Source organism: Pseudomonas sp. FG1 (genome assembly GCF_034313875.1).
GTDB lineage: Bacteria > Pseudomonadota > Gammaproteobacteria > Pseudomonadales > Pseudomonadaceae > Aquipseudomonas > Aquipseudomonas veronii.
In genome coordinates this window covers 5,627,394-5,647,843 of record NZ_JAVIWP010000001.1, presented here as the reverse complement: position 1 = coordinate 5,647,843, position 20,450 = coordinate 5,627,394, and the positions used below count along the sequence as shown (strand labels likewise).

Sequence of the window (20,450 nt, the reverse complement as noted above, 5' to 3'; positions counted from 1 at the left end):
GACTGCCAAGCTGCCAGACTGGCAGCGTATTGACCAGCAGCGGTGCGCCAGGGCTACCGCTAAAAAACCAATAACTAATTGTTTTATAACGATAAAAATAGAAGATCTGGCTTTGGCATGCCCTGTGCTTACTGCATAGACATGACTATTTCCGACAAACGCCTACTACGCCATCTACTCACCGCGGTGCTGATCAAGCTCGTGCTGCTGAGCGTGCTGTGGTGGCTGTTCATCCGGGATTCGCACGTCAGTGTCGACCCGAACATCGTCGGCAACCGTTTCGGTGTACCCACCTCGACTCAAGGGGCAAGCAAGTGATCTCAGAACAACTGGTGGATTTGTCACGGCTGCAGTTCGCAGCTACTGCGCTTTACCACTTTCTATTCGTACCGCTGACGGTTGGCATGGTCTGGCTGCTCGTCATCATGGAAAGCGTCTATGTGATGACCGGGAATGTCATCTGGAAGGACATGACGCGCTTCTGGGGCAAGTTATTCGGCATTAACTTCGCCCTGGGTGTGACAACCGGTATCACCATGGAATTCCAGTTCGGTACCAACTGGGCGTACTACTCCCACTACGTGGGCGACATCTTCGGTGCGCCGCTGGCCATCGAAGGCTTAATGGCGTTCTTCCTCGAATCGACCATGATCGGTCTGTTCTTCTTTGGCTGGGATCGCCTGAAGAAAGAGCACCACTTGCTGGTCACGTTGCTGATGGCCATCGGTACCAACCTGTCGGCGCTGTGGATTCTGATCGCCAATGGCTGGATGCAGAACCCGGTGGGATCGGAATTCAGCTACATCACCATGCGCATGGAGATGGTCGATTTCTGGGCGGTGGTGTTCAACCCGGTCGCCCAGGCCAAGTTTGTACACACGGTGTCGGCCGGTTATGTCACCGGTTCGATGTTCGTGCTGTCGATTTCCAGCTGGTACCTGCTCAAGCGTCGTGATGTCGAGTTTGCCAAACGCAGCTTCCGGGTGGCGGCGGCGTTCGGCCTGGCGTCGGTGCTGAGCGTGATCGTGCTGGGGGATGAATCGGGTTACACCGTGGGTGAGGCGCAGCAAACCAAGCTGGCGGCCATGGAAGCCATGTGGGAAACCAAACCCGCGCCGGCGGGCCTGACCTTGCTGGCCAGCATCAACGAAGCCGAGTCCAAGAATAACTGGGAAGTCGATGTGCCCTGGGTGATGGGCCTGATCGGCACGCGCTCGGTCAGCAAGCAGATCCCAGGCATTCATGACATCAAAGCGAAAAACCGCGCGCGCATCCTGCGTGGCATTACCGCCGTCAATGCGCTTGAAGCCCTGCGGGCCGATCGCACCGATAAGGCGGCGTTCGATACCTTCGAAGAGTACAAAGCGGACCTCGGCTTTGGCCTGCTGCTGAAAAAGTACGTTGAAGACGTCAACCAGGCCACGCCGGAGATCATCGACAAGGCGGTGAACGATACCGTACCGCACGTGACCCCGATGTTCTGGTCGTTCCGGGTCATGGTCGCGATGGGCTTCGCCATGCTGCTGCTGTTCGGTCTGGCTTTCTGGAGCACCTTGCAGTCGGCCTGCACACGCCGCCGCTGGCTGCTGCGTTGGGCCCTGTGCATGCTGCCTGCGCCTTGGCTGGCCTGTGAGTTGGGCTGGTTCGTCGCTGAATATGGCCGTCAACCCTGGACCATCTACGGCGTGCTGCCCACTCACATGAGTGTTTCCACCCTTAGCGTCAATAACATCTATGGCTCGCTGGCAGGATTCGTCGGTTTCTACACCGTGCTGCTGGTGGTTGAAATGTTCCTGATGGTCAAGTTCGCCCGCCAGGGGCCGGGTAGCCTCGGAACCGGCCGTTATGCCCACGATGCCAACATGAAGGAACTCCACCATGTTTGATTACGTCACCCTGAAACTTATCTGGTGGGCACTGGTCGGCGTACTGCTGATCGGCTTCGCCATCATGGACGGCCACGACATGGGCGTCGGCACCTTGCTGCCCTTCGTCGGCCGCTCGGACGTGGAACGCCGCGTCGCGATCAACACCGTGGGGCCGCACTGGGACGGCAACCAGGTGTGGTTCATCACCGCGGGCGGGGCGTTGTTCGCCGCGTGGCCGGTGGTGTACGCCACCGCGTTCAGCGGGTTCTATTGGGCGATGATTCTGGTCCTGTGGGCGCTGTTCTTCCGCCCGGTGGGGTTTGACTATCGCAGCAAGATTCACAATGCCAAATGGCGCAGCACCTGGGACTGGGGCCTGTTCATCGGCGGCGCCGTACCACCGCTGGTGTTCGGCATCGCGTTCGGCAACCTGCTGCAAGGCGTACCGTTCCACTTCAGTAACTTGCTGGTATCGACATACACCGGGAGTTTCTGGCAATTGCTGAACCCCTTCGCCCTGCTGACCGGTGTGGTGAGCAGTGCAATGATCACCCTGCAAGGCGGTACCTACCTGGCGCACCGCACTGAAGGCGTGATCCAGGCTCGCGCCATCAAGGGCGGGGTTGGCGCGGCGCTGGTGCTGATGTGCACATTCGTCATTGCCGGGGTGTGGTTGCAGTCGATCGACGGCTATCGCATTACCTCGGTGGTGGACATCGCCGGGCTGCCGGACATTCTCAACAAGACCGTGGTACGCGAAGCCGGCGCCTGGATGGCCAACTATGGTCATTATCCAGCGCTGTGGCTGCTGCCTGCGCTGGGCCTGGCGGGCGCCGCCGGTGCCGCATTGTTGATGCTGATGCGCCGTACGCTGGCTGCGTTTGTCGCCTCGTCGCTGGCAGTGGTCGGGGTGATCAGCACCGCTGGTGTGTCGATGTTCCCGTTCGTCATGCCGTCGTCGACCGTACCGGCGGCAAGCCTGACCGTGTGGGACAGCGTGGCCAGTCATCTGAGCCTGGCGATCATGTTCTGGGCCACGTTGATCTTCATGCCACTGATCGTGATCTACACCTCGTGGGCCTATCGCGTCATGCGCGGCAAGGTCACCGTGGCACAGATCAAAGCCAACGAACATTCGGCCTACTAACGCCATCAGAGGAGCAAAGACTATGTGGTATTTCGCCTGGATGCTGGGAGTCGGTTTCGCCTTGTTGCTGGCCATATTGAATGCGATGTGGGGCGAGAACGAAGCGGGGCGTGCCCTGAGCGACCGTGAGGAGCCGCGGCCATGATGCCGCGTGTCGCCGAGGCTCCGGCGCCCTCACGCATTCACCCGCTGAGCTTGCTTATCGCGATCGCGATCATGCTGGTGTGTACGCTCTATCCGCCCCTGATGGCCACCCCGGACGGCAAAGCTGATCATGGGCTGGCAATGGCCTTGTTCGCGGCGATGAGTGTGGCCTTTGTGCGGGGCGTGGGGTTCGTGCCGCGTGCGCGCGTGTGGCGCTGGTTGTTCTCGGGCTGGACCTGCTTTGCCGCGCTGGCACTGGCTGGCTGGTTGAAGTTCCTACACTGAGAACGGACGATCCCGACGCCACCGTGGCGGCTCTGCGCGGCGCCGGGATCGTCGAGTCAACCTGTCGGTTGATTGAGCCTTAGTGGTTATTTGCTAGAAAAAAGCGCGGAAGCCTGTCCCTTTTTTTCACCTCGCCTGTCATTCCAGGTAAGTGAACAAAATCGAGAGCTTCCGCCCATGCCCGCCGTCCGCCCCTTGCTCAAACTGAGCCTGATGCTGAGCCTCAGCGCCAGCCCACTGTTTACCCCGATCAGCTATGCCGAAGATACCGCCACCCGCCGCAGCTACCAAGTGCCGGCCGGTAGCCTGGGTGCCGCGTTGACCCGTTTCGCCGGGTTGTCGGGGGTCAACCTGGCGGTGGACCCGGCGCTGGTCAGTGGCCGCGGTAGCAGTGGTTTATCCGGCGAGTACGCGGTGGAAGAAGGTTTTGCCCGCCTGCTGCAAGGTTCCGGCCTGCAACTGCAGCCGATGGGGGAGCAGGCCTACATGCTGGTGCCGGTGCCGCAGGGCAGCAGCCTGCAACTGGCGCCGACCGCCATCCTCGGGACCCGCAGCGAAGCCGACGGCGATATCTACGCCGGTGGGCAAGTGGCGCGACGCGGTTCGCAGGGCCTGCTGGGCTCGCGGGACTTCATGGACACGCCCTTCAGCATGACCACCTACACCCAGGCGGCGGTGAAGAACCAGCAGGCGCGGACCCTCGGCGACCTGATCGCCAGCGACCCGTCGGTGCGCGCCACCAACCCGGCGGGTGGGCGCTATGAACAGTTCACCATTCGCGGGTTCAGCCTGTTCAACAGTGACGTGGCCTACAACGGCCTGTACGGCGTGTTGCCGACCTACACCATCGACATGGAAATGGCCGACCGCGTCGACATCGTCAAAGGCCCCAGTCAATTGATCAACGGCATCTCGCCGCGCGGCAGTGTGGGCGGCGGGATCAACGTGGTGCCCAAACGCGCCACCGACAAGGACATCACCTCGTTCACCGGTACCTGGGCCTCCGATAGCCAGGCTGGCGGCGCGGTGGACGTGGGCCGGCGTTTCGGCGAGGACAACAAGTTCGGCCTGCGCTTCAACGGCGTGAAACAGGCCGGCGACACCGAGTGGGACCATCAGAGTGTCGATCGCGAGATGGCAGTACTGGGCCTGGATTTTCGCGGTGAGCGCCTGCGCCTTTCCAGCGATATCGGCCACACCGAGCGCGACACCAACGCCCCGCAGGAGCGCGTGCAGGTGGCCGCCGCGGCCCCGGTGCCAAGCGCCAACGATGTACGCCGCAACTACGCGCAATCGTGGAGCAAGGCCAGCACCAACGACACGTTCGGCACGCTCAATGCCGAGTTCGACCTCAGCGATAACCTGATGCTCTACGGCGGTGTCGGCGCGCGCAAAAGCAACCACGACTTCCTGCGTCACGCCGTTTCCGTCAGCAACAGTGCAGGGGATTTCAGCGTGCAGCCGCGCGACTTCAGCCGCGATGAAAATGTGCGTACCGCCACGGCAGGCGTGCGCAGCGGGTTCCATACCGGGCCGGTGAGCCACGAGGTCAACCTGGCGGCCAGCTACTTCTACATGGACTTCACCAACGGCGGCGCACGCTATGCGGCGGCGCCGAGCAATCTTTACAACCCGGTGCAAACACCGACGCCGTCCACCGCCATCCGCCAGGATGCGCAGGTATACACCGAGAATAAATTCAGCGGCGTGGCGTTGTCCGACACCCTGGGCTTTTTCGACGATCGCCTGCTGCTGACCCTCGGCGCACGCTGGCAGCGGGTGAAGGTGGAGGACTGGACCAACAACGTCAAAGGCGACACCGCCTACGACGAAGAAAAAATCTCGCCGTCCGGCGGCATCCTGTTCAAGGCCACCGACGCGCTGTCGCTGTACGCCAACTACCTGGAAGGCCTGAGCCAGGGCAAGGTCGCGCCTTCCACCTCGGTCAACGAAGATGAAATCTTCCCGCCGTTCATCAGCCGCCAGGTGGAAGTCGGCGCCAAATACGACGCCGGAGCGTTCGCCGTGACCGCCGCGGTGTTCCGCATCAAGCAGCCGGCCTATGAAACCAACGCGACCTCGCGGGTGTTCGGCCCCAACGGCAAGCGCCAGAACGACGGCGTGGAACTCAGCCTGTTCGGCGAACCGCTCAAGGGCCTGCGCCTGCTGGGTGGCGTGATGTACATCGACAGCGAATTGACCCACACCACCAACGGTACGTTCGACGGCAACCGCGCCCCGGCCACGCCCAAGTACAACGTCAACCTCGGCGCGGAATGGGACGTGCCGCGCCTCGAAGGCCTGACCCTGACCACGCGCGGCATCTACTCCAGCTCGCAATACCTGGACCAGGCCAACGCCAAGGAAATCGACGCCTGGAACCGCATCGACGTGGGCGCGCGGTATGCGTTCAAGGTCGATGACAAACACATCACCCTGCGCGCGAATGTGGAAAACGTCGCCGATAAACGCTACTGGAGCTCGGCGGGCGCGTCGGACGACAGCGAACCGGGGCTGACCTTGTCGACGCCGCGGACTTACCTGTTGTCGGCGACGGTCGACTTCTGACGGGCAGATCGTCTGTGTTTGCTACCACGCGGCAAACCCAGCGCTAAGCGGCAATGAAGATCAATAACAAGGTTGTTTGAAAGTTTGAGCTTGATGCGCGTCGAGGAAAAACTTCGGCGTCAGGCTCTGATTAGCGAAGTGGCTAATTGCAATTAGCTGAATCCTTGGGTGTCGGCTTGGGGGCTTTAAATCAAGGCTTTCGCGGCTGTTTAAAGGCGGTCGCAGGCTATTCTTTTCAGTTTGTTTCCCCGCTTCAGGAACTAGCGCTGGAACTTCCAGTCGATTAACCCAGTTAACTCCGACTGCGGCGTGGCGAACTAATGGCATTTTATTTTTATATCCAGTAGTTCCAAATAGCCATACTTTCTCGCAACTAGACACCCCACTATGTCGTCAATGCCCATCGATGCCTGCCATACGCAGATACCGCACACCGACCGCGTGTGCGCGTGGCTGATGCAGCACGCCGGGCTGAAAACCGTCGACCTGGAGCGCGCCCGACGCTTGTCCCTGGACGGCAGCGACCTGCTCGGCCTGCTCACGCGCCTGGGGCTGGTGTCCGAAGTCGAACTGGCGCGCGCCTGGGCCGAGTTGCTCGGCGCGCCGCTGTTGCTCGCCGATGCCGCGCCGCCGTTGCTCGACCCGTTGCCCACGCTCACCGAGCGCTTCATGCGCCATTACCAAGTGGTGCCCATGGGCTGGGCCCACGGCGGGCTGCGCGTGCTCGCGGCCAACCCGACGCAGCATTATCCCTTCCAGGCCCTGGCCTACGCCTGTGATGTGCCGGTGTGGCTGGCCATTGGCCCGCGCACTGAAGTCGAGACGCTGATCGAGCGCTATTACGGCCAGGGCCGTTCCGCCATGGGTACCCTGATCGAGAACCTCGATGAGCAGGGCGGCGCGCTGGAAGATATCGAACACCTCAAGGACATGGCTTCCGAAGCGCCGGTGATCCGCCTGGTCAACCTGATCCTGCAGCGGGCGGTGGAGCAGCGTGCGTCGGACATCCATATCGAACCCTTCGAAAACCAACTCAAGGTGCGCTACCGCATCGACGGCGTGCTGCACGACGCCGAAGCGCCGCCGGCCAGTTCGTCGGCGGCGGTGATCTCGCGGGTGAAGATCATGGCGCGCCTGGACATCGCCGAGCGGCGCTTGCCCCAGGACGGGCGGATCATGCTGCGCATCCAGGGCAAGGCGCTGGACTTGCGGGTGTCCACGGTGCCGACCAGCTTCGGCGAGTCGGTGGTCATGCGCCTGCTCGACCGGCAAACCGTGCAGTTCGACTTCCCCAGCCTGGGCTTCGACGGCGAGCGCCTGGCCGCCTTCCTCGATGTGCTCGAACGGCCCCATGGCATCCTGCTGGTCACCGGGCCCACCGGCTCCGGCAAGACCACCACGCTCTACACCGCGCTGGCGCGGCTCAACAGCGCCGAGCGCAAGATCATCACCGTCGAAGATCCGGTGGAATACCAGCTCGAAGGCATCAACCAGATCCAGGTCAAGCCGGCCATCGGCCTGGACTTCGCTGGCGCGCTGCGCTCCATCGTGCGCCAGGACCCGGACGTGATCATGATCGGCGAGATCCGCGACCTGGAAACCTGCCGCATCGCGATCCAGTCGTCGCTCACCGGCCATCTCGTGCTTTCCACCCTGCACACCAACAGCGCCGCCGCGAGCATCACACGCCTGCTGGACATGGGCGTGGAAAGTTACCTGATCGCCTCGACCGTCAGCGGCATCCTCGCGCAGCGCCTGGTACGGCGCCTGGACCCGGCGACCCGCGTGGCCTTCGAAGCGCCGCCGGAGTTGATCGAGGAACATGGCCTGCAACGTTTCACCGATGAGCGCCCGATCTTGCTCTACCGCCCCGGCGCCGAAGGCGGCTACCACGGCCGCAGCGCGATCACTGAATTGCTGGTGATGAATGACGAACTGCGCGGCCTGCTGATGCGCCACGCCGATGCCGCGACGCTGGAGCAGGCCGCCCGACGTGCGGGCCTGCGCACCTTGCATGAAGAAGGCCTGCGTCAGGCAGTGGCGGGCGTCACCTCGCTGGAAGAAGTGCTGCGCGTCACCCGTGGTGAGGGCGCGTGAGTCTGTTCACCTTCCGTGCCCTCGACAGCCAGGGCGTGACCCAGCGCGGCACGCTGCAAGCCAAGGATCAGAGCGCCGCCATCGCGATCCTGCACAAGCGCGGCTGGCTGCTGTTGCAGATCGACGCCGCTGGCCGCCAGGGCCTGCGCCATGCCTTGCGGCGCGGGCCGTTGACGGGCGCGACGTTGGTGAGTTTCACCCAGCAGTTGGCGACGTTGCTTGGCGCCGGTCAGCCGCTGGAACGTTCCCTGGGCTTGCTGCTCAAGCAGCCCGGCCAGCCTCAAGTGCGTGTACTGATCGAGCGTATCCGTGACCACGTCAAGGCGGGTAGACCGTTATCCGCCGCGCTGGAAGAAGAGGGCAGCACCTTTTCCCCGCTGTACCTGAGCATGGTGCGTGCCGGTGAAGCCGGCGGCGCGCTGGAAAGCACCCTGCGCCAACTCAGCGACTACCTCGAACGCAGCCAGCGGCTGCGCGGCGAGGTGATCAATGCGCTGATCTATCCGGCGTTCCTGGTGGTCGGCGTGCTCGGCTCCCTGGCGTTGCTGCTGGCGTATGTGGTGCCGCAGTTCGTGCCGATCTTCCAGGACCTGGACGTGCCGATTCCGTTGATCACCGAAGTGATTCTGGCCCTCGGCCAATTCCTCGGCGCCTACGGCCTGCTGCTGTTGGCCGGGTCGAGCGTCGCGCTGGGCACCCTGGCGGCACGCCTGCGCGACCCCCGGCGCCGCGAACGCTACGACCGCCGCCTGCTCGGCCTGCGCGTGCTCGGCCCGCTGTTGCAGCGGGTCGAAGCGGCGCGCCTGACACGCACCCTGGGCACCTTGCTGAGCAACGGCGTGGCCTTGCTGCCTGCGTTGGTCATCGCCCGACAGGTCTGCACCAACCGCGCGTTGCAGGCCCAAGTGGCCGAGGCCGCCGAGTCGGTGAAAGGCGGCGGCACCCTGGCCAGTGCGTTCGGTGCGCAACCGCTGCTGCCCGAGCTGGCCCTGCAAATGATTGACGTCGGCGAACAGGCCGGTGAGCTGGACAGCATGCTGCTCAAGGTCGCCGACATCTTCGACATCGAAGCCAGGCGTGGCATCGAGCGCCTGCTCGCCGCGCTGGTGCCGTCCCTCACCGTGGTCATGGCGCTGCTGGTGGCCGTGATCATGCTGGCGATCATGCTGCCGCTGATGAGCCTGACCAGCCATATATGAACCTTCAAGGAACCCGATCGATGAGAACTCAACGCCGTCAAAGCGGTTTCACCCTGCTGGAAATGCTCGCGGTGATCGTGCTGCTGGGCATTGTCGCGACCATCGTGGTGCGCCAGGTCGGTGGCAATGTGGACAAGGGCAAGTACGGCGCGGGCAAGGCGCAACTGGCCAGCCTGAGCATGAAAATCGACAGCTACGCCCTCGATGTCGGCTCACCGCCCAACAGCCTGCAGCAATTGGTGGACAAGCCCGGCAACGCCAGCAGTTGGGCCGGGCCGTATGCCAAGCTGTCGGAGCTGAAAGACCCGTTCGGCCATGCATTCGGCTATCGCTTCCCGGGCGAACACGGCGCCTTCGACCTGATCTTCTACGGCCAGGACGGCCAACCGGGCGGCGACGGCTACAGCGCCGACCTGGGCAACTGGGAATAACCCGCCGATGCCCCAACGCGGCTTTACCTTGCTGGAGATGCTGGTGGTCATCCTGTTGATCAGCCTCGCTGTCGGCTTGTTGGGGCTCGGTGTGCGCCAGGCCGTGCAGGCGGCGAACGAGCGCCGCGTGGTCGGGCAGATGGTCGACGCCCTGCGCGCCACGCGGGCCGCGGCGATTGTCGACGCGCGTGTGGCCAGGACCGCATTCGATCTGCAGCGCCTGACCTTCCAGGCCCCGGGCCGCGCCCCGCACGCCTGGCCGCCGCAGCTGCAGGTCACCGTGCATACCGCCGAACAGGTCGGCGCCGCCGTGGAGTTCTATCCCGACGGCAGTTCCACCGGCGGCCATCTGCTGCTGGCCAACGGCAGCCGGCGTTGGCGCATCGACATTGGCTGGCTGACCGGCAGCGTGCAGTCCAAGGCGCTGCCATGAAGCGCCAGGCCGGTTTCACGTTACTGGAAATGCTCGCCGCCCTGACGCTGATGGCGGTGTGCAGCACGGTGCTGTTGGTCGCCTTCGGCCAGAGCGCGCGCTCGTTGGCGCAAGCGGCTCACAGCGACCGCCTGAGCCATGCCGCCCTGAGTGTGCTGGACCAGGAAGCGGCGGGGCGCCTGGTCGAAGGTGTCAGCCAGGGCGCGCTGGACGGCATCCACTGGCAACTGACCTGCGTGCGTCAGCAAGCCCATCTGTATCGTCTCGACCTGATCGTCAGCGAGGGGGCGCGCCAGGCCCGGTTCAGCACCCTGAAGGTGCGCCAGTGAGGCGCCGCGAGCAGGGCTTCACCCTGCTGGAAATCCTCGTGGTGCTGAGCTTGCTCGCGGTGCTGCTGGTGCTGCTCAGCGGTGCGTTGCTCGGCGCCAATCGCGCGGTGGCCAAGGCCCAACAGTACACCGTGAGCCTGGACGAAATGCGCGCCGCCCAGCAGTTCCTGCGCACCGCGATCAGTGAGGCGTTGCCGCTGGATGCCAGCGAAGATGACCGCCAGAGCGCTGGGTTTTTCTTAGGGGAGCCCGAGCGTCTGCAGTTTGTCGCGACCCTGCCCGGTGTGCTCGGCGGCGGGATTCAGCGCTTCACCCTGCAACGGGTCGCCGAGGATCTGCAGGTGGGGTTCTCGCGGTTGGAAAGGCAGGCCGATGCTTCCCGCGATGCGCCGCAAGTGCTGCTGACGAACCTTGCGGCGCTGCGGTTCAGTTATCGCGGCGTATCGCCCCTGGGCCAACCCACCGGATGGATCGACCAGTGGCCGTGGCCCCGGCGCTTGCCCGCTGCGGTGCGGATCGCCGCGCATGTCGACGGGCCGGTGCCGTGGGTCACTCAGGTGATTGCCTTGCGCTTGAACCTGGCCAGCGGAGCGTCGGGCGAATGAGGCGGCAACGCGGGGCGGCGCTGCTGCTGGTGCTGTGGGTGCTGGCCTTGCTCAGCGTGTTGCTGGGCGGCTTGGCCGGTTGGGTGCAGCTGGAAAGTCGCCAGGCGCTGTGGCATCGCCAGCACACCCAGACGGTGCTCGCAGCGCAAGCCGGCGTCGCCCTGGCGATGGCCGATCGGCACTGGATCGCCGACGGCCGTGAAAGGCTCCTGACCTTCGATGACGCGCAGTTGCACGTCAGCCTGCGCAGCGAGCGCGGCAAGCTGTACCTGGTCAACGCCGAGGCGCACGACCTCACGCGCCTGGCCCTGGCCTGCGGCGCCAGCCCGGCCCAGGCCGCGCAAGTGGCCAAGGCCTTGGACGCACGGCGCAAGCAGGGGCTGGCGCCGTTTCGCGTGCTCGAAGAAGTACGCCAATTGCCCGGCATGAGCCAGGCGCTGTACCGCCAATTGCTGCCCGAGCTCACCTTGTGGAGCGACCTGGATCGGCCCGCTCCGGCGTTCGCCAGCGCGCTGATGCGCCAGGCCCTCAACCTGCCGCAGCAGAGCGCACAGGGCGCCGACCCTGGCGAGGTGCTGGTGGTCGACAGCCGCGCACAACGCCCCGGCGGCTATGAAGCACGCCTGCAAGTCACGGTTTTATTGAGCCCAACGGAGGACGGCGCACAACCCTACCGGGTGTTGCGTTGGCAAGAATGAATCGACTGGAACCCATCGCCCGTTATTGGCGTGGCAGCCTGCTGCAACAAGGTTGGCGCCTGTGGCTCGCGGAGCTGCGCGCGTGTGTGCCGGCGTGGCTGGCGTTGCACGAGCCGCCCGAGCAGCGCTGGCACTGGCCGTTGAGCGAGCCGGTCGCGTCGGCGCCGGGCAACGCGCGGCATGTGTTGGTGCTCGCGGCCGACGCCGTGCTGCTGCAAACCATCCACTTGCCCGTAGCCGCTGCGCGCAACCTTAGCGCCGTGGTCGGCTATGAACTGGATCGCTACACGCCGTTCGAGGCCGACCGGCTGTACTTCGTCGCACGCCAGGAACGGCGCACGCCGACCCAACTGCAGGTGATGCTGGTGGCGATCCTGCGCGAGCGCCTCGATCAGATCCTCAGCGACTGCGCCGCCCTCGGCCTGCAGCCGCATCGCGTGGATGTCGGCGACCTGGGCATCGACTTGCTGCCCGCGCCTTTGCGCCCGCGTCCGCGTCCGCCGGGCAAGGGTTTGCAACGCAGCTTGCCGTGGCTGTGCGGCGCGTTGCTGATCGCGGCGATGTTGCTGTGGCTCAACGACCGCCAGCGCGTGCTCGACACCATGTACGACAGCGTCCAGCAGCAAAAGGCCCAGGTCGCCGAGGTGCATGCGCTGCGTCAGCAACTGCTCGCCACCCGTGGCGCGGTGCAGTACCTGACCCGGCGCAAGGTGGCCCAGCCGCCGCTGGTGGCGCTGCTCGACGACCTCACCCGATGCCTGCCCGCCGACACCTGGCTCGACCAGTTGGACATCAAGGGCAGCGAGATTGCCTTCTCCGGCCAAAGCGCCAAGGCCAGCGCCCTGATCACCCGGATCAAAGGCTGTCACCGCCTGGACAATGCGCAGTTCGAAGGCGTGATTCAACCCGATGCGCGCAGCGGCAAGGATCAGTTTGCCTTGCGTGCCCACCTTCGCCCGGAGGCCGCCGATGCGCCGACCCCTCACACCCCGTGAACGCCGTGGCACGGCGTTGCTGATCCTGGCCGTGGTGCTCGGCGCGGCGTACTGGCTGTTGATCGACAGCTGGTTCGCCGGGCCCTTGCGTGCCATGGGCGAACAGGCCGAACAACTGCGCGAACAGCAGCAACGCTATGCCGGCGTGTTGCGCCAGGGCGATGCGCTGCGCGAGCAACTGGAGCAGGCTCGCCAGGACCCGGCCAGCCAAACCAGCCTGCTGCCGGGGGATGACCCGGATGGGGTCGCCGCCGACCTCATGCAACGCCTCGCCGATCTGATCAGCCGCCACGCCAACCTCGGCGGCGGCTGCAGCCTGACCCAGCGCAAACCCATCACCCCGGAGCAGGACGACGGCGAACCGTATCGACAGGTGCAGGTCAGCCTGACCCTCGATTGCGCCATCGAACCGCTGACCGCGATCCTGCATGAGCTGGAATACCAGCCGCCGTTTCTGTTCGTCGATGAGCTGCGCATCCGCCGTGGCAAACAGGCGCCGGCCAGCGGCGGGGCGGGGCAGTTGGTGGTGCAGGTGCTGGTGCGCGGTTACCTGCAACCGCAGGTGGCCCGATGATCGGTGTCTTGCGCCCCTTGGAATGGGGCTTGCTCGGCCTGGTCGGGGCATTGGGCCTGTTGATGGCGTTCATCCTGAGCAGCATCGGCGACGAGCCGCAGTGGCTGCCCGAACCGGCGGTGCGCGGGCATTCCTCTGCGCGGGTGCAAGTCGCCCCCAGCGTGACGTTGGACAGCCTCGCCGGCACCTGGCAAACCCCGCTGTTCAGCGCGGATCGCAGCCCCGATCGCGCCGTCGGCAACACCCAGGCCAGCAGCTTGGCCAACCTGACCCTGAGCGGCATCCTGATCACCGGCAATCTGCAAATGGCGATGCTCAAGCAGGCCGACGGCCGCCCGCTGACGGTACGCCTGGGCCAGGTGCTGCCCAACGGCTGGCGCCTGGACCACCTCACGCCGCAATCCGCCCGTTTCACCCTGGACGGCCGCACGCAAACCTTGAACCTGTACGCCAAGCGTTTGCCGCCGCCGTCGACCCGGCCACCGATTTCCCTGCCTCGCGAGCCCTTCCCTTGATCGATCTGCGCACCTCGTTGTTTTGCCTGACTACCGCCGTCTCCCTGGGCGGCTGTGGCTCACTGCCCGACCGCCTCGACGCGGACGACGCGTTACTCCACGAAGCCATGCAAGGCACCGGCGCGCAACGCCCGCCGAGTGAGGTGCCGGCGGCGCAAAGCCCGCAGCCCGCGGCGAAGGTAGCGCCCCAACGCCAGGTGAGGCGGGGCAGCCAGCAATTCGTGCGCCCACCCAGCGCCAGCCTGCCGGCGAAAGAGCAGGGCGGCGATATCGTATTCAACTTCGTCGACCAGCCGATCGAAGCGGTGATCAACAGCGTGATGGGCGACCTGTTGCACGAGAACTACAGCATCGCCCAAGGCGTGAAAGGCAATGTCAGCTTTTCCACCTCCAAGCCGGTGGACAAACAGCAGGCGCTGTCGATCCTGGAAACCCTGTTGTCTTGGACCGACAACGCCATGATCAAACAGGGCAACCGCTACGTGATCCTGCCGGCCAACCAGGCGGTGGCGGGCAAGCTGGTGCCGCAGATGAACCTGGCGCCACCGTCCAACGGCCTGTCGGCGCGGCTGTTTCCGTTGCGCTATATCTCCGCCACCGAGATGCAGAAACTGCTCAAGCCGTTCGCCCGCGAAAACGCTTTTCTGCTGGTGGACCCGGCGCGCAATGTGCTGAGTCTGGCCGGCACCCCGGAAGAACTGGCCAACTACCAGGCCACCATCGACACCTTTGATGTGGACTGGCTCAAGGGCATGTCGGTGGGCGTATTCGGCTTGCAACGCGCGTCGGTGGCCGAGCTGATGCCCGAGCTGCAAGCCATGTTCGGCCCGGACAGCGGCATGCCCCTGGCGGGCATGCTGCGCTTTCTGCCGATCGAGCGGACCAACTCGGTGGTGGCGATTTCTTCCCAGCCGCAGTACCTCAGCGAGGTGGGCGACTGGATTCGCACCATCGACGAAGGCGGCGGCAACGAACCGCAGATGTACGTGTACGACGTGCGCAACATGAAGGCTTCGGACCTGGCCAAGTACCTGCGGCAGATCTACGGCAACGGCGCGATCAAGGACGATACGCCGGCCAAGGTCGCGCCGGGGTTGCGCACCACCACGTTGTCATCGCTCAACAACAATGCCGGTGGCCTGCAGAACCCGCCGCCGCCTGCCGACGAACCCGAGCCCGTCGCCGAAACGCCCGAACCGGCACCGGATAAAAGCCTCGAAGCCGGCACCCGCATCACCGCGCAAAAAAGCAGTAACCAACTGCTGGTGCGTACCCGCCCGGCGCAATGGAAAGAGATCGAAACCGCGATCAAACGCCTCGACAATCCGCCGCTGCAAGTGCAGATCGAGACGCGCATCCTCGAAGTCAAACTCACCGGTGAACTGGACCTTGGCGTGCAGTGGTACCTCGGTCGCCTGGCCGGCAATTCCACCAGCACCACAGTCGCCAACGCTTCCGGCAGCCAGGGCGCGTTGGGCGGTGGCGGGGCAGGGTTGGGGGCGTCGGATTCGTTGTTCTATTCCTTCGTCAGTTCCAACCTGCAAGTGGCCTTGCATGCCCTGGAAACCAACGGCCGCACCCAGGTGCTGTCGGCGCCGTCGCTGGTGGTGATGAACAACCAGCCGGCGCAGATCCAGGTGGGCGACAACATTCCTATCAGCCAGACCACGGTGAACACCGGCGATGCCGACACCACCCTGAGCAGCGTCGAATACGTGCAGACCGGGGTGATTCTGGACGTGGTGCCGCGCATCAATCCGGGCGGCCTGGTGTACATGGATATCCAGCAGCAGGTCAGCGATGCCGAGAACCAGACCGGCAGCAGCGACACGCCGGTGAATCCGCGTATCTCCACGCGTTCAGTCTCGACGCAAGTCGCCGTGCAGAGCGGGCAGACCGTATTGCTCGGCGGGTTGATCAAGCAGGACAACAGTGAGAGCGTCAGTGCCGTGCCGTACCTGGGGAAAATCCCCGGCCTGCGCTGGTTGTTTGGCAACACCAGCAAATCCAAGGACCGCACTGAGCTGATTGTGCTGATTACGCCGAAGGTGATCACCAGCAGCAGCCAGGCGCGGCAGGTGACGGATGACTATCGCCAGCAGATGCAGCTGCTGCGGCCAGCGAACTGAAGGCGCGCGGTCAAAATGCCGCTTCATGGCTGTGTCCATGGCGTGGCCAGTTGCAGTTTGATCAGGTAACGCTCTTCATTCGGATGCCGGTCGTCCCTGAAACGATGAACCGCCATTCTGACTTGGTACTTTGTTCCAGCGTGCCAGTACGACGTTCCCCCCTTGTTCACGTCCCGCAATTGGGCACGCCATTGCGGCGTGTCTGCGAATGGTGGGTTGTCCTTGACCCGGATGGGTAGCCAACCGCCCCTGCTCCATTGCTCTTGTAAATCCAGTACGACTTCAAGCGTGTCATCGACCAAAAGCGGTTCGACCTGAGGGGAAATGCGGACACTGCTGACCCTTCCATTACTCTCGAAGCTCACTGTGAAGAAGCGAGCCTGGGGGGTCACGAATCCATATTCAGGATCGATAAAGCGAAGGCGAGCCTCAGATTTTGGGAGCCTGAACCAATAATGCCCGGGAATGGCGGGGTCGATGGATGCGCTGGAGCGTTGACGCATGTCTTCCCAGGGTTCGCCAAGCATCAGTGCAATTTCTGGTTCGCTGATGAAAAATCGTGCTATTCCCGTTAGCAGGACAGTGGCGAACAGTACAAGAGCAGCACGCCGCCAGCTCATTTTTGAGAGCCCGCTCATCGAATACCCCGACCTTCGGCGACGTCTTCAATCGCCTGTTCTATGCGATTTCTTTCGGTGCTATTTAGCAGGTCGTCAAACTGCGCGGCGGCCTTGAGGACAAACGCCATACGCTGATTGATATCGGATAGGTTGGCGAATGGGTTGTTACTAAAGGCAATTGTGCGACCGTCATTGACAGGATGGCATTGGCTGGTAAGCGTCAGTTCGATTGCCTGGGCTGCTCCGGACGGTATGTCGGTAATGTAGGAAAAGTGGTTACTTCTCAGCAGGGCAACCAGTTTCGTATCGTTATAGAGGGTCGGTTGAAGGATATTCTGCTGCTCGTGGGCTGCGAGATATTCAACACCTTTGGCGATATTGCCAGCGTCTATGGCTTCGAAAGCGAGCAGGATTTCTTGGTGATCATCACCGAACTCGAGTATCTCCGGTTCGACAGGCCATATAACTGATTGTTGACCTGACCCATAAATTTTTTTGCGCAACGGCAAACATCTCTCCAACAACGCCAACCCCCGCTCCTTGTAAAAGGCATGCAACGGAAACACATCCAAAAACAGCGTGGTATTGCCCATCGTCAAACTTTCATACACATACAGGTAAAGCTGTTGCACGCTTGAAAATGGCTCCCCCTCTTGCCGCCAGTCAATATTCGGCACCGGGTTATTACGGCTGGCCTGTTCATACTCCCGCAGGCGCCGCTCGTACTCCCGCAGCTTTGCCTGCCGCTCACGCTCCTCGGCGCTGAACAACCCCCAAACCCCTTTCCGGGCACTTCTTCGCAATTGCTCCGCCGCTTCAAATTCCGCCTGAATTTTCTCGATGGATTCTGCCGCGTGCAGCAAACCGCACCCCACTTGCTTGGAGGCAAACGCCGCAAGGCCAGCCCACTGAAAACGGTTATCGAGGCGCCAGAGCTGGGCGTAAGCCGAGTTGATGAGCCGGTTGCGCAACCTGGGGTCGGCGATCAGCTTGCCGCCGGGGGCGATCACGTCTTCTGCCTGCTTCTGGTAGAAGCGCCAATTGCGCTCGCAGGCTGACTCGAGTATTTCGCTGAAAGCGGAAGGTGTTGAGCTCGGGGCGGGGTTTTTCGCGGGCGCTGGTGCTTCCGATGCAGTCGCGCTTCGGCGGTGTACCGCGGAGTCTTCGGCGGTAAGGGTCTGAAACCGCTCGAACTGGTCGGCCAGCAGGCGCGGGGGCGGGTCGCATTTACAGCGGCAGAGATCGTCCGAGAGCGCCACCCGTCGCCCTCGTGCCCACTGCTCCAGGCGCGGGCCAACACAGACTATGACTCCGGTGGTTTTGCATACCGGGCAAAGCACCTCATGACCTTCAAGGGCGATGTCCACTTGGGTGATGCGAAAGCCCGTCAAACCGCCGACGACGGTCCCGCCAGCGGTGGTCTTGGCTCCTCGGGTAATGAAATAGCGCCGCATGCCAGCGGTGTCCTTTTTGTTAGCAGGGACCAGCACGCTAGGCTCGGCGAGAAAAGCCCGGTAGTCGGACGCTTCGCGGGTTTTTGTAGGTTGGTTCTGTAATTACCCTTCGGGATGTTTTTGCATTCTGTGGGCAACGCATCGAAACCTGCCCTCCCTGCGCTCGCTGAGCATCAACGCAATTTATGGTTCTATGCTGAAAAAACTTAGCCTCCCCAGTAGTAGCGCAACAATGATCAGTTCACATCCGATACCCCGACAGCCTGAATGTAGATTCATGGGCGCACCCAAGGCTCGCCCAGGTTCAGCGTGATCAGATAACGCTCCTCATTGGGGTGCCGGTCATCCTTGAATCGATGGGCCACCAGCATCACTTGGTATTTATTTCCAGCCTGCCAGTACGAGGTCCCTCCCTGGTACGGGTCCTGCAATTGGGCGCGCCATTCTGGTGTGTCAGCAAAGGGGGGATCATATTTGGCTCGGATGGAGACCCAGCCGCCTTTGCGCCATTGCTCTTGTAGATCCAATACAACCTTGAGGGCATCATCGAGTAGCAGTGGTTCGATTTGAGGGGACATACGAATGCCGCTAACCCGCTGATCGCTGTCGAAGTCCACGGTGAAGAAGCGGGACACCGGGGTCGTGAACGCATATTCAGGGTCGATGAATTGAAGGCGAGCATCGGCTTTGGGAAGCCTGAACCAATGATGCCCAGGAATTGCGGGGTCAATGGCGGCGCTGGAGCGCTTGCGCATGTCCTCCCAAGGTTCTCCAAGCATCAATGCGACTTCTGGCTCGTCGGCGAAAAAACGCATTGTTATTCCCGCCAGTAACGCGGCAGCGAACAGCACGGGTGCGATGCCTTGCCAGCTCACCTTCGTGAGCCTACTCATCGAACATCCCGGCCTTCGGCGATGGCTTCAATCGCCTGTTCTATGCGATTTCGCTCGGTGCTATGTAGCAGGTCGTCAAACTGCGCGGCGGCCTTGAGGACGAACGCCATACGCTGATTGATATCGGCCAAGTTGGCGAATGGATTGTTACTAAAGGCAATCGTACGTCTTTCATCTGCAGGGTGGCATTGGCTGGCAAGCGTCAGTTCGATGGCTTGCGCGGCCCCGGACGGTATATCTGTGACGTAGGAAAGATGGTTGGCACGCAACAGAGTTATCAATTTCAGATCGTTGTACATTGTCGGTTGAAGAATGTTTTTCTGTTCGTGACGAGCCAGATGCTCAACACCCTCCGCAATGTTGCCAGCGTCAATAGCCCTGAAAGAACGTAGGATTTCCCTATGGTTGGTGCCGAACTCAAGCCTCTCGTGCCCCACCGGCCACAGCACCGGAGACTGACCATTTCCATGAATCTTTCTGCGTAGCGGTAAACATCTCTCCAACAACCCCAACCCCCGCTCCTTGTAAAACGCATGCAACGGAAACACATCCAAAAACAGCGTGGTATTGCCCATCGCCATCATCTCGTACACATGTTGATAAAGCAGCTGCACGCTCGATAGCGGTTCACCCTCGCGCCGCCAATCAACATCAGGCACCGGGTTATTACGGCTGGCCTGTTCATACTCCCGCAGGCGCCGCTCGTACTCCCGCAGCTTTGCCTGCCGTTCACGCTCCTCGGCGCTGAACAACCCCCAAACCCCTTTCCGGGCACTCCTTCGCAATTGCTCCGCCGCTTCAAATTCCGCCTGAATTTTCTCGATGGATTCTGCCGCGTGCAGCAAACCGCACCCCACTTGCTTGGAGGCAAACGCCGCAAGGCCCGCCCACTGAAAACGGTTATCGAGGCGCCAGAGCTGGGCATACGCCGAGTTGATGAGCCGGTTGCGCAACCTGGGGTCGGCGATCAGCTTGCCGCCGGGGGCGATCACGTCTTCTGCCTGCTTCTGGTAGAAACGCCAATTGCGCTCGCAGGCTGACTCGAGTATTTCGCTGAAAGCGGAAGGCGTTGAGCTCGGGGTAGGATTTTTCGCGGGTGTTGGCGCTGGTGCTTCCGATGCAGTCGCGCTTCGGCGGTGTACCGCGGAGTCTTCGGCGGTAAGGGTCTGAAACCGCTCGAACTGGTCGGCCAGCAGGCGCGGGGGCGGGTCGCATTTACAGCGGCAGAGATCGTCCGAGAGCGCCACCCGTCGTCCTAGTGCCCACTGCTCCAGGCGCGGGCCAACACAAACTATGACTCCGGTGGTTTTGCACACCGGGCAACGCACCTCATGACCTTCAAGGGCGATGTCCACTTGGGTGATGCGAAAGCCCGTCAAACCGCCGACGACGGTCCCGCCAGCGGTGGTCTTGGCTCCTCGGGTAATGAAATAGCGCCGCATGCCAGCGGTGTCCTTATTGTGGGC

The 20,450-nt window shown here is 62.9% G+C and carries 21 protein-coding genes; 17 read left to right on the top strand and 4 right to left on the bottom strand.

Going from position 1 to position 20,450, the window contains the following annotated elements; all coding sequences use genetic code 11:
- Positions 1-141 precede the first annotated feature (141 nt).
- The 17 genes from cydP to gspD all read left to right on the top strand — a co-directional run bounded on the left by cydP (position 142) and on the right by gspD (position 16,017).
- Positions 142-318 (top strand): cytochrome oxidase putative small subunit CydP, encoded by a 177-nt coding sequence (gene cydP, locus RGV59_RS25750; protein WP_017847578.1) that lies wholly within the window; start codon positions 142-144, stop codon positions 316-318.
- A complete protein-coding gene (locus tag RGV59_RS25745; protein ID WP_104902791.1) occupies positions 315-1,886 on the top strand; it encodes a cytochrome ubiquinol oxidase subunit I in 1,572 nt (523 codons plus the stop codon). Before cydP ends, RGV59_RS25745 begins: the two co-directional genes overlap by 4 nt.
- Positions 1,879-3,015, top strand: a complete 1,137-nt coding sequence (cydB, locus tag RGV59_RS25740; RefSeq protein WP_017847576.1) for a cytochrome d ubiquinol oxidase subunit II — start codon at positions 1,879-1,881, stop codon at positions 3,013-3,015. Before RGV59_RS25745 ends, cydB begins: the two co-directional genes overlap by 8 nt.
- Positions 3,016-3,037: 22 nt before the next feature.
- A complete protein-coding gene (gene cydX, locus RGV59_RS25735) occupies positions 3,038-3,160 on the top strand; it encodes a cytochrome bd-I oxidase subunit CydX (RefSeq protein ID WP_017847575.1) in 123 nt (40 codons plus the stop codon).
- On the top strand, positions 3,157-3,444 hold the full coding sequence (locus RGV59_RS25730) for a cyd operon YbgE family protein (protein ID WP_017847574.1): 288 nt from the start codon (positions 3,157-3,159) through the stop codon (positions 3,442-3,444). Before cydX ends, RGV59_RS25730 begins: the two co-directional genes overlap by 4 nt.
- 177 nt (positions 3,445-3,621) lie before the next feature.
- Positions 3,622-6,012: a TonB-dependent receptor gene (locus tag RGV59_RS25725; RefSeq protein ID WP_126586319.1), complete on the top strand. Its 2,391-nt coding sequence runs from the start codon at positions 3,622-3,624 to the stop codon at positions 6,010-6,012.
- 387 nt (positions 6,013-6,399) lie between these two features.
- On the top strand, positions 6,400-8,109 hold the full coding sequence (gene gspE, locus RGV59_RS25720; RefSeq protein ID WP_126586317.1) for a type II secretion system ATPase GspE: 1,710 nt from the start codon (positions 6,400-6,402) through the stop codon (positions 8,107-8,109).
- Complete coding sequence (gene gspF / locus RGV59_RS25715) at positions 8,106-9,308, top strand: type II secretion system inner membrane protein GspF (protein ID WP_104902794.1); 1,203 nt, start codon at positions 8,106-8,108, stop codon at positions 9,306-9,308. The genes gspE and gspF overlap by 4 nt, the downstream gene beginning before the upstream one ends.
- A gap of 20 nt (positions 9,309-9,328) precedes the next feature.
- Positions 9,329-9,739, top strand: a complete 411-nt coding sequence (gene gspG / locus RGV59_RS25710; RefSeq protein ID WP_156422917.1) for a type II secretion system major pseudopilin GspG — start codon at positions 9,329-9,331, stop codon at positions 9,737-9,739.
- A gap of 7 nt (positions 9,740-9,746) precedes the next feature.
- Positions 9,747-10,172, top strand: coding sequence for a type II secretion system protein (locus RGV59_RS25705; protein ID WP_126586315.1), 426 nt, complete (start codon positions 9,747-9,749; stop codon positions 10,170-10,172).
- Complete coding sequence (locus RGV59_RS25700; RefSeq protein WP_046486565.1) at positions 10,169-10,501, top strand: type II secretion system protein; 333 nt, start codon at positions 10,169-10,171, stop codon at positions 10,499-10,501. The genes RGV59_RS25705 and RGV59_RS25700 overlap by 4 nt, the downstream gene beginning before the upstream one ends.
- Positions 10,498-11,106: a prepilin-type N-terminal cleavage/methylation domain-containing protein gene (locus RGV59_RS25695; RefSeq protein ID WP_046486562.1), complete on the top strand. Its 609-nt coding sequence runs from the start codon at positions 10,498-10,500 to the stop codon at positions 11,104-11,106. The genes RGV59_RS25700 and RGV59_RS25695 overlap by 4 nt, the downstream gene beginning before the upstream one ends.
- Positions 11,103-11,804, top strand: a complete 702-nt coding sequence (locus RGV59_RS25690) for a general secretion pathway protein GspK (protein WP_126586313.1) — start codon at positions 11,103-11,105, stop codon at positions 11,802-11,804. Before RGV59_RS25695 ends, RGV59_RS25690 begins: the two co-directional genes overlap by 4 nt.
- Positions 11,801-12,799 (top strand): type II secretion system protein GspL, encoded by a 999-nt coding sequence (locus RGV59_RS25685; RefSeq protein WP_126586311.1) that lies wholly within the window; start codon positions 11,801-11,803, stop codon positions 12,797-12,799. The genes RGV59_RS25690 and RGV59_RS25685 overlap by 4 nt, the downstream gene beginning before the upstream one ends.
- Positions 12,774-13,373 (top strand): type II secretion system protein GspM, encoded by a 600-nt coding sequence (gspM, locus tag RGV59_RS25680; RefSeq protein ID WP_017847564.1) that lies wholly within the window; start codon positions 12,774-12,776, stop codon positions 13,371-13,373. Before RGV59_RS25685 ends, gspM begins: the two co-directional genes overlap by 26 nt.
- Entirely contained in the window at positions 13,370-13,888 is a 519-nt protein-coding gene (locus tag RGV59_RS25675; protein WP_046382760.1) for a general secretion pathway protein GspN, read from the top strand. The genes gspM and RGV59_RS25675 overlap by 4 nt, the downstream gene beginning before the upstream one ends.
- Positions 13,889-13,893: 5 nt before the next feature.
- Positions 13,894-16,017: a type II secretion system secretin GspD gene (gene gspD / locus RGV59_RS25670; RefSeq protein WP_126586365.1), complete on the top strand. Its 2,124-nt coding sequence runs from the start codon at positions 13,894-13,896 to the stop codon at positions 16,015-16,017.
- A gap of 23 nt (positions 16,018-16,040) precedes the next feature.
- Here the strand turns inward: gspD and RGV59_RS25665 are convergent, their stop codons facing one another.
- The 4 genes from RGV59_RS25665 to RGV59_RS25650 all read right to left on the bottom strand — a co-directional run bounded on the left by RGV59_RS25665 (position 16,041) and on the right by RGV59_RS25650 (position 20,426).
- Positions 16,041-16,655: a hypothetical protein gene (locus tag RGV59_RS25665; RefSeq protein ID WP_126586309.1), complete on the bottom strand. Its 615-nt coding sequence runs from the start codon at positions 16,653-16,655 to the stop codon at positions 16,041-16,043.
- A complete protein-coding gene (locus RGV59_RS25660; protein ID WP_322247065.1) occupies positions 16,652-18,091 on the bottom strand; it encodes a PAAR domain-containing protein in 1,440 nt (479 codons plus the stop codon). Before RGV59_RS25660 ends, RGV59_RS25665 begins: the two co-directional genes overlap by 4 nt.
- A 275-nt stretch (positions 18,092-18,366) precedes the next feature.
- Positions 18,367-18,984, bottom strand: coding sequence for a hypothetical protein (locus tag RGV59_RS25655; protein WP_046487397.1), 618 nt, complete (start codon positions 18,982-18,984; stop codon positions 18,367-18,369).
- A complete protein-coding gene (locus tag RGV59_RS25650) occupies positions 18,981-20,426 on the bottom strand; it encodes a PAAR domain-containing protein (RefSeq protein ID WP_322247064.1) in 1,446 nt (481 codons plus the stop codon). Before RGV59_RS25650 ends, RGV59_RS25655 begins: the two co-directional genes overlap by 4 nt.
- Between the last annotated feature and the right edge of the window lie 24 nt (positions 20,427-20,450).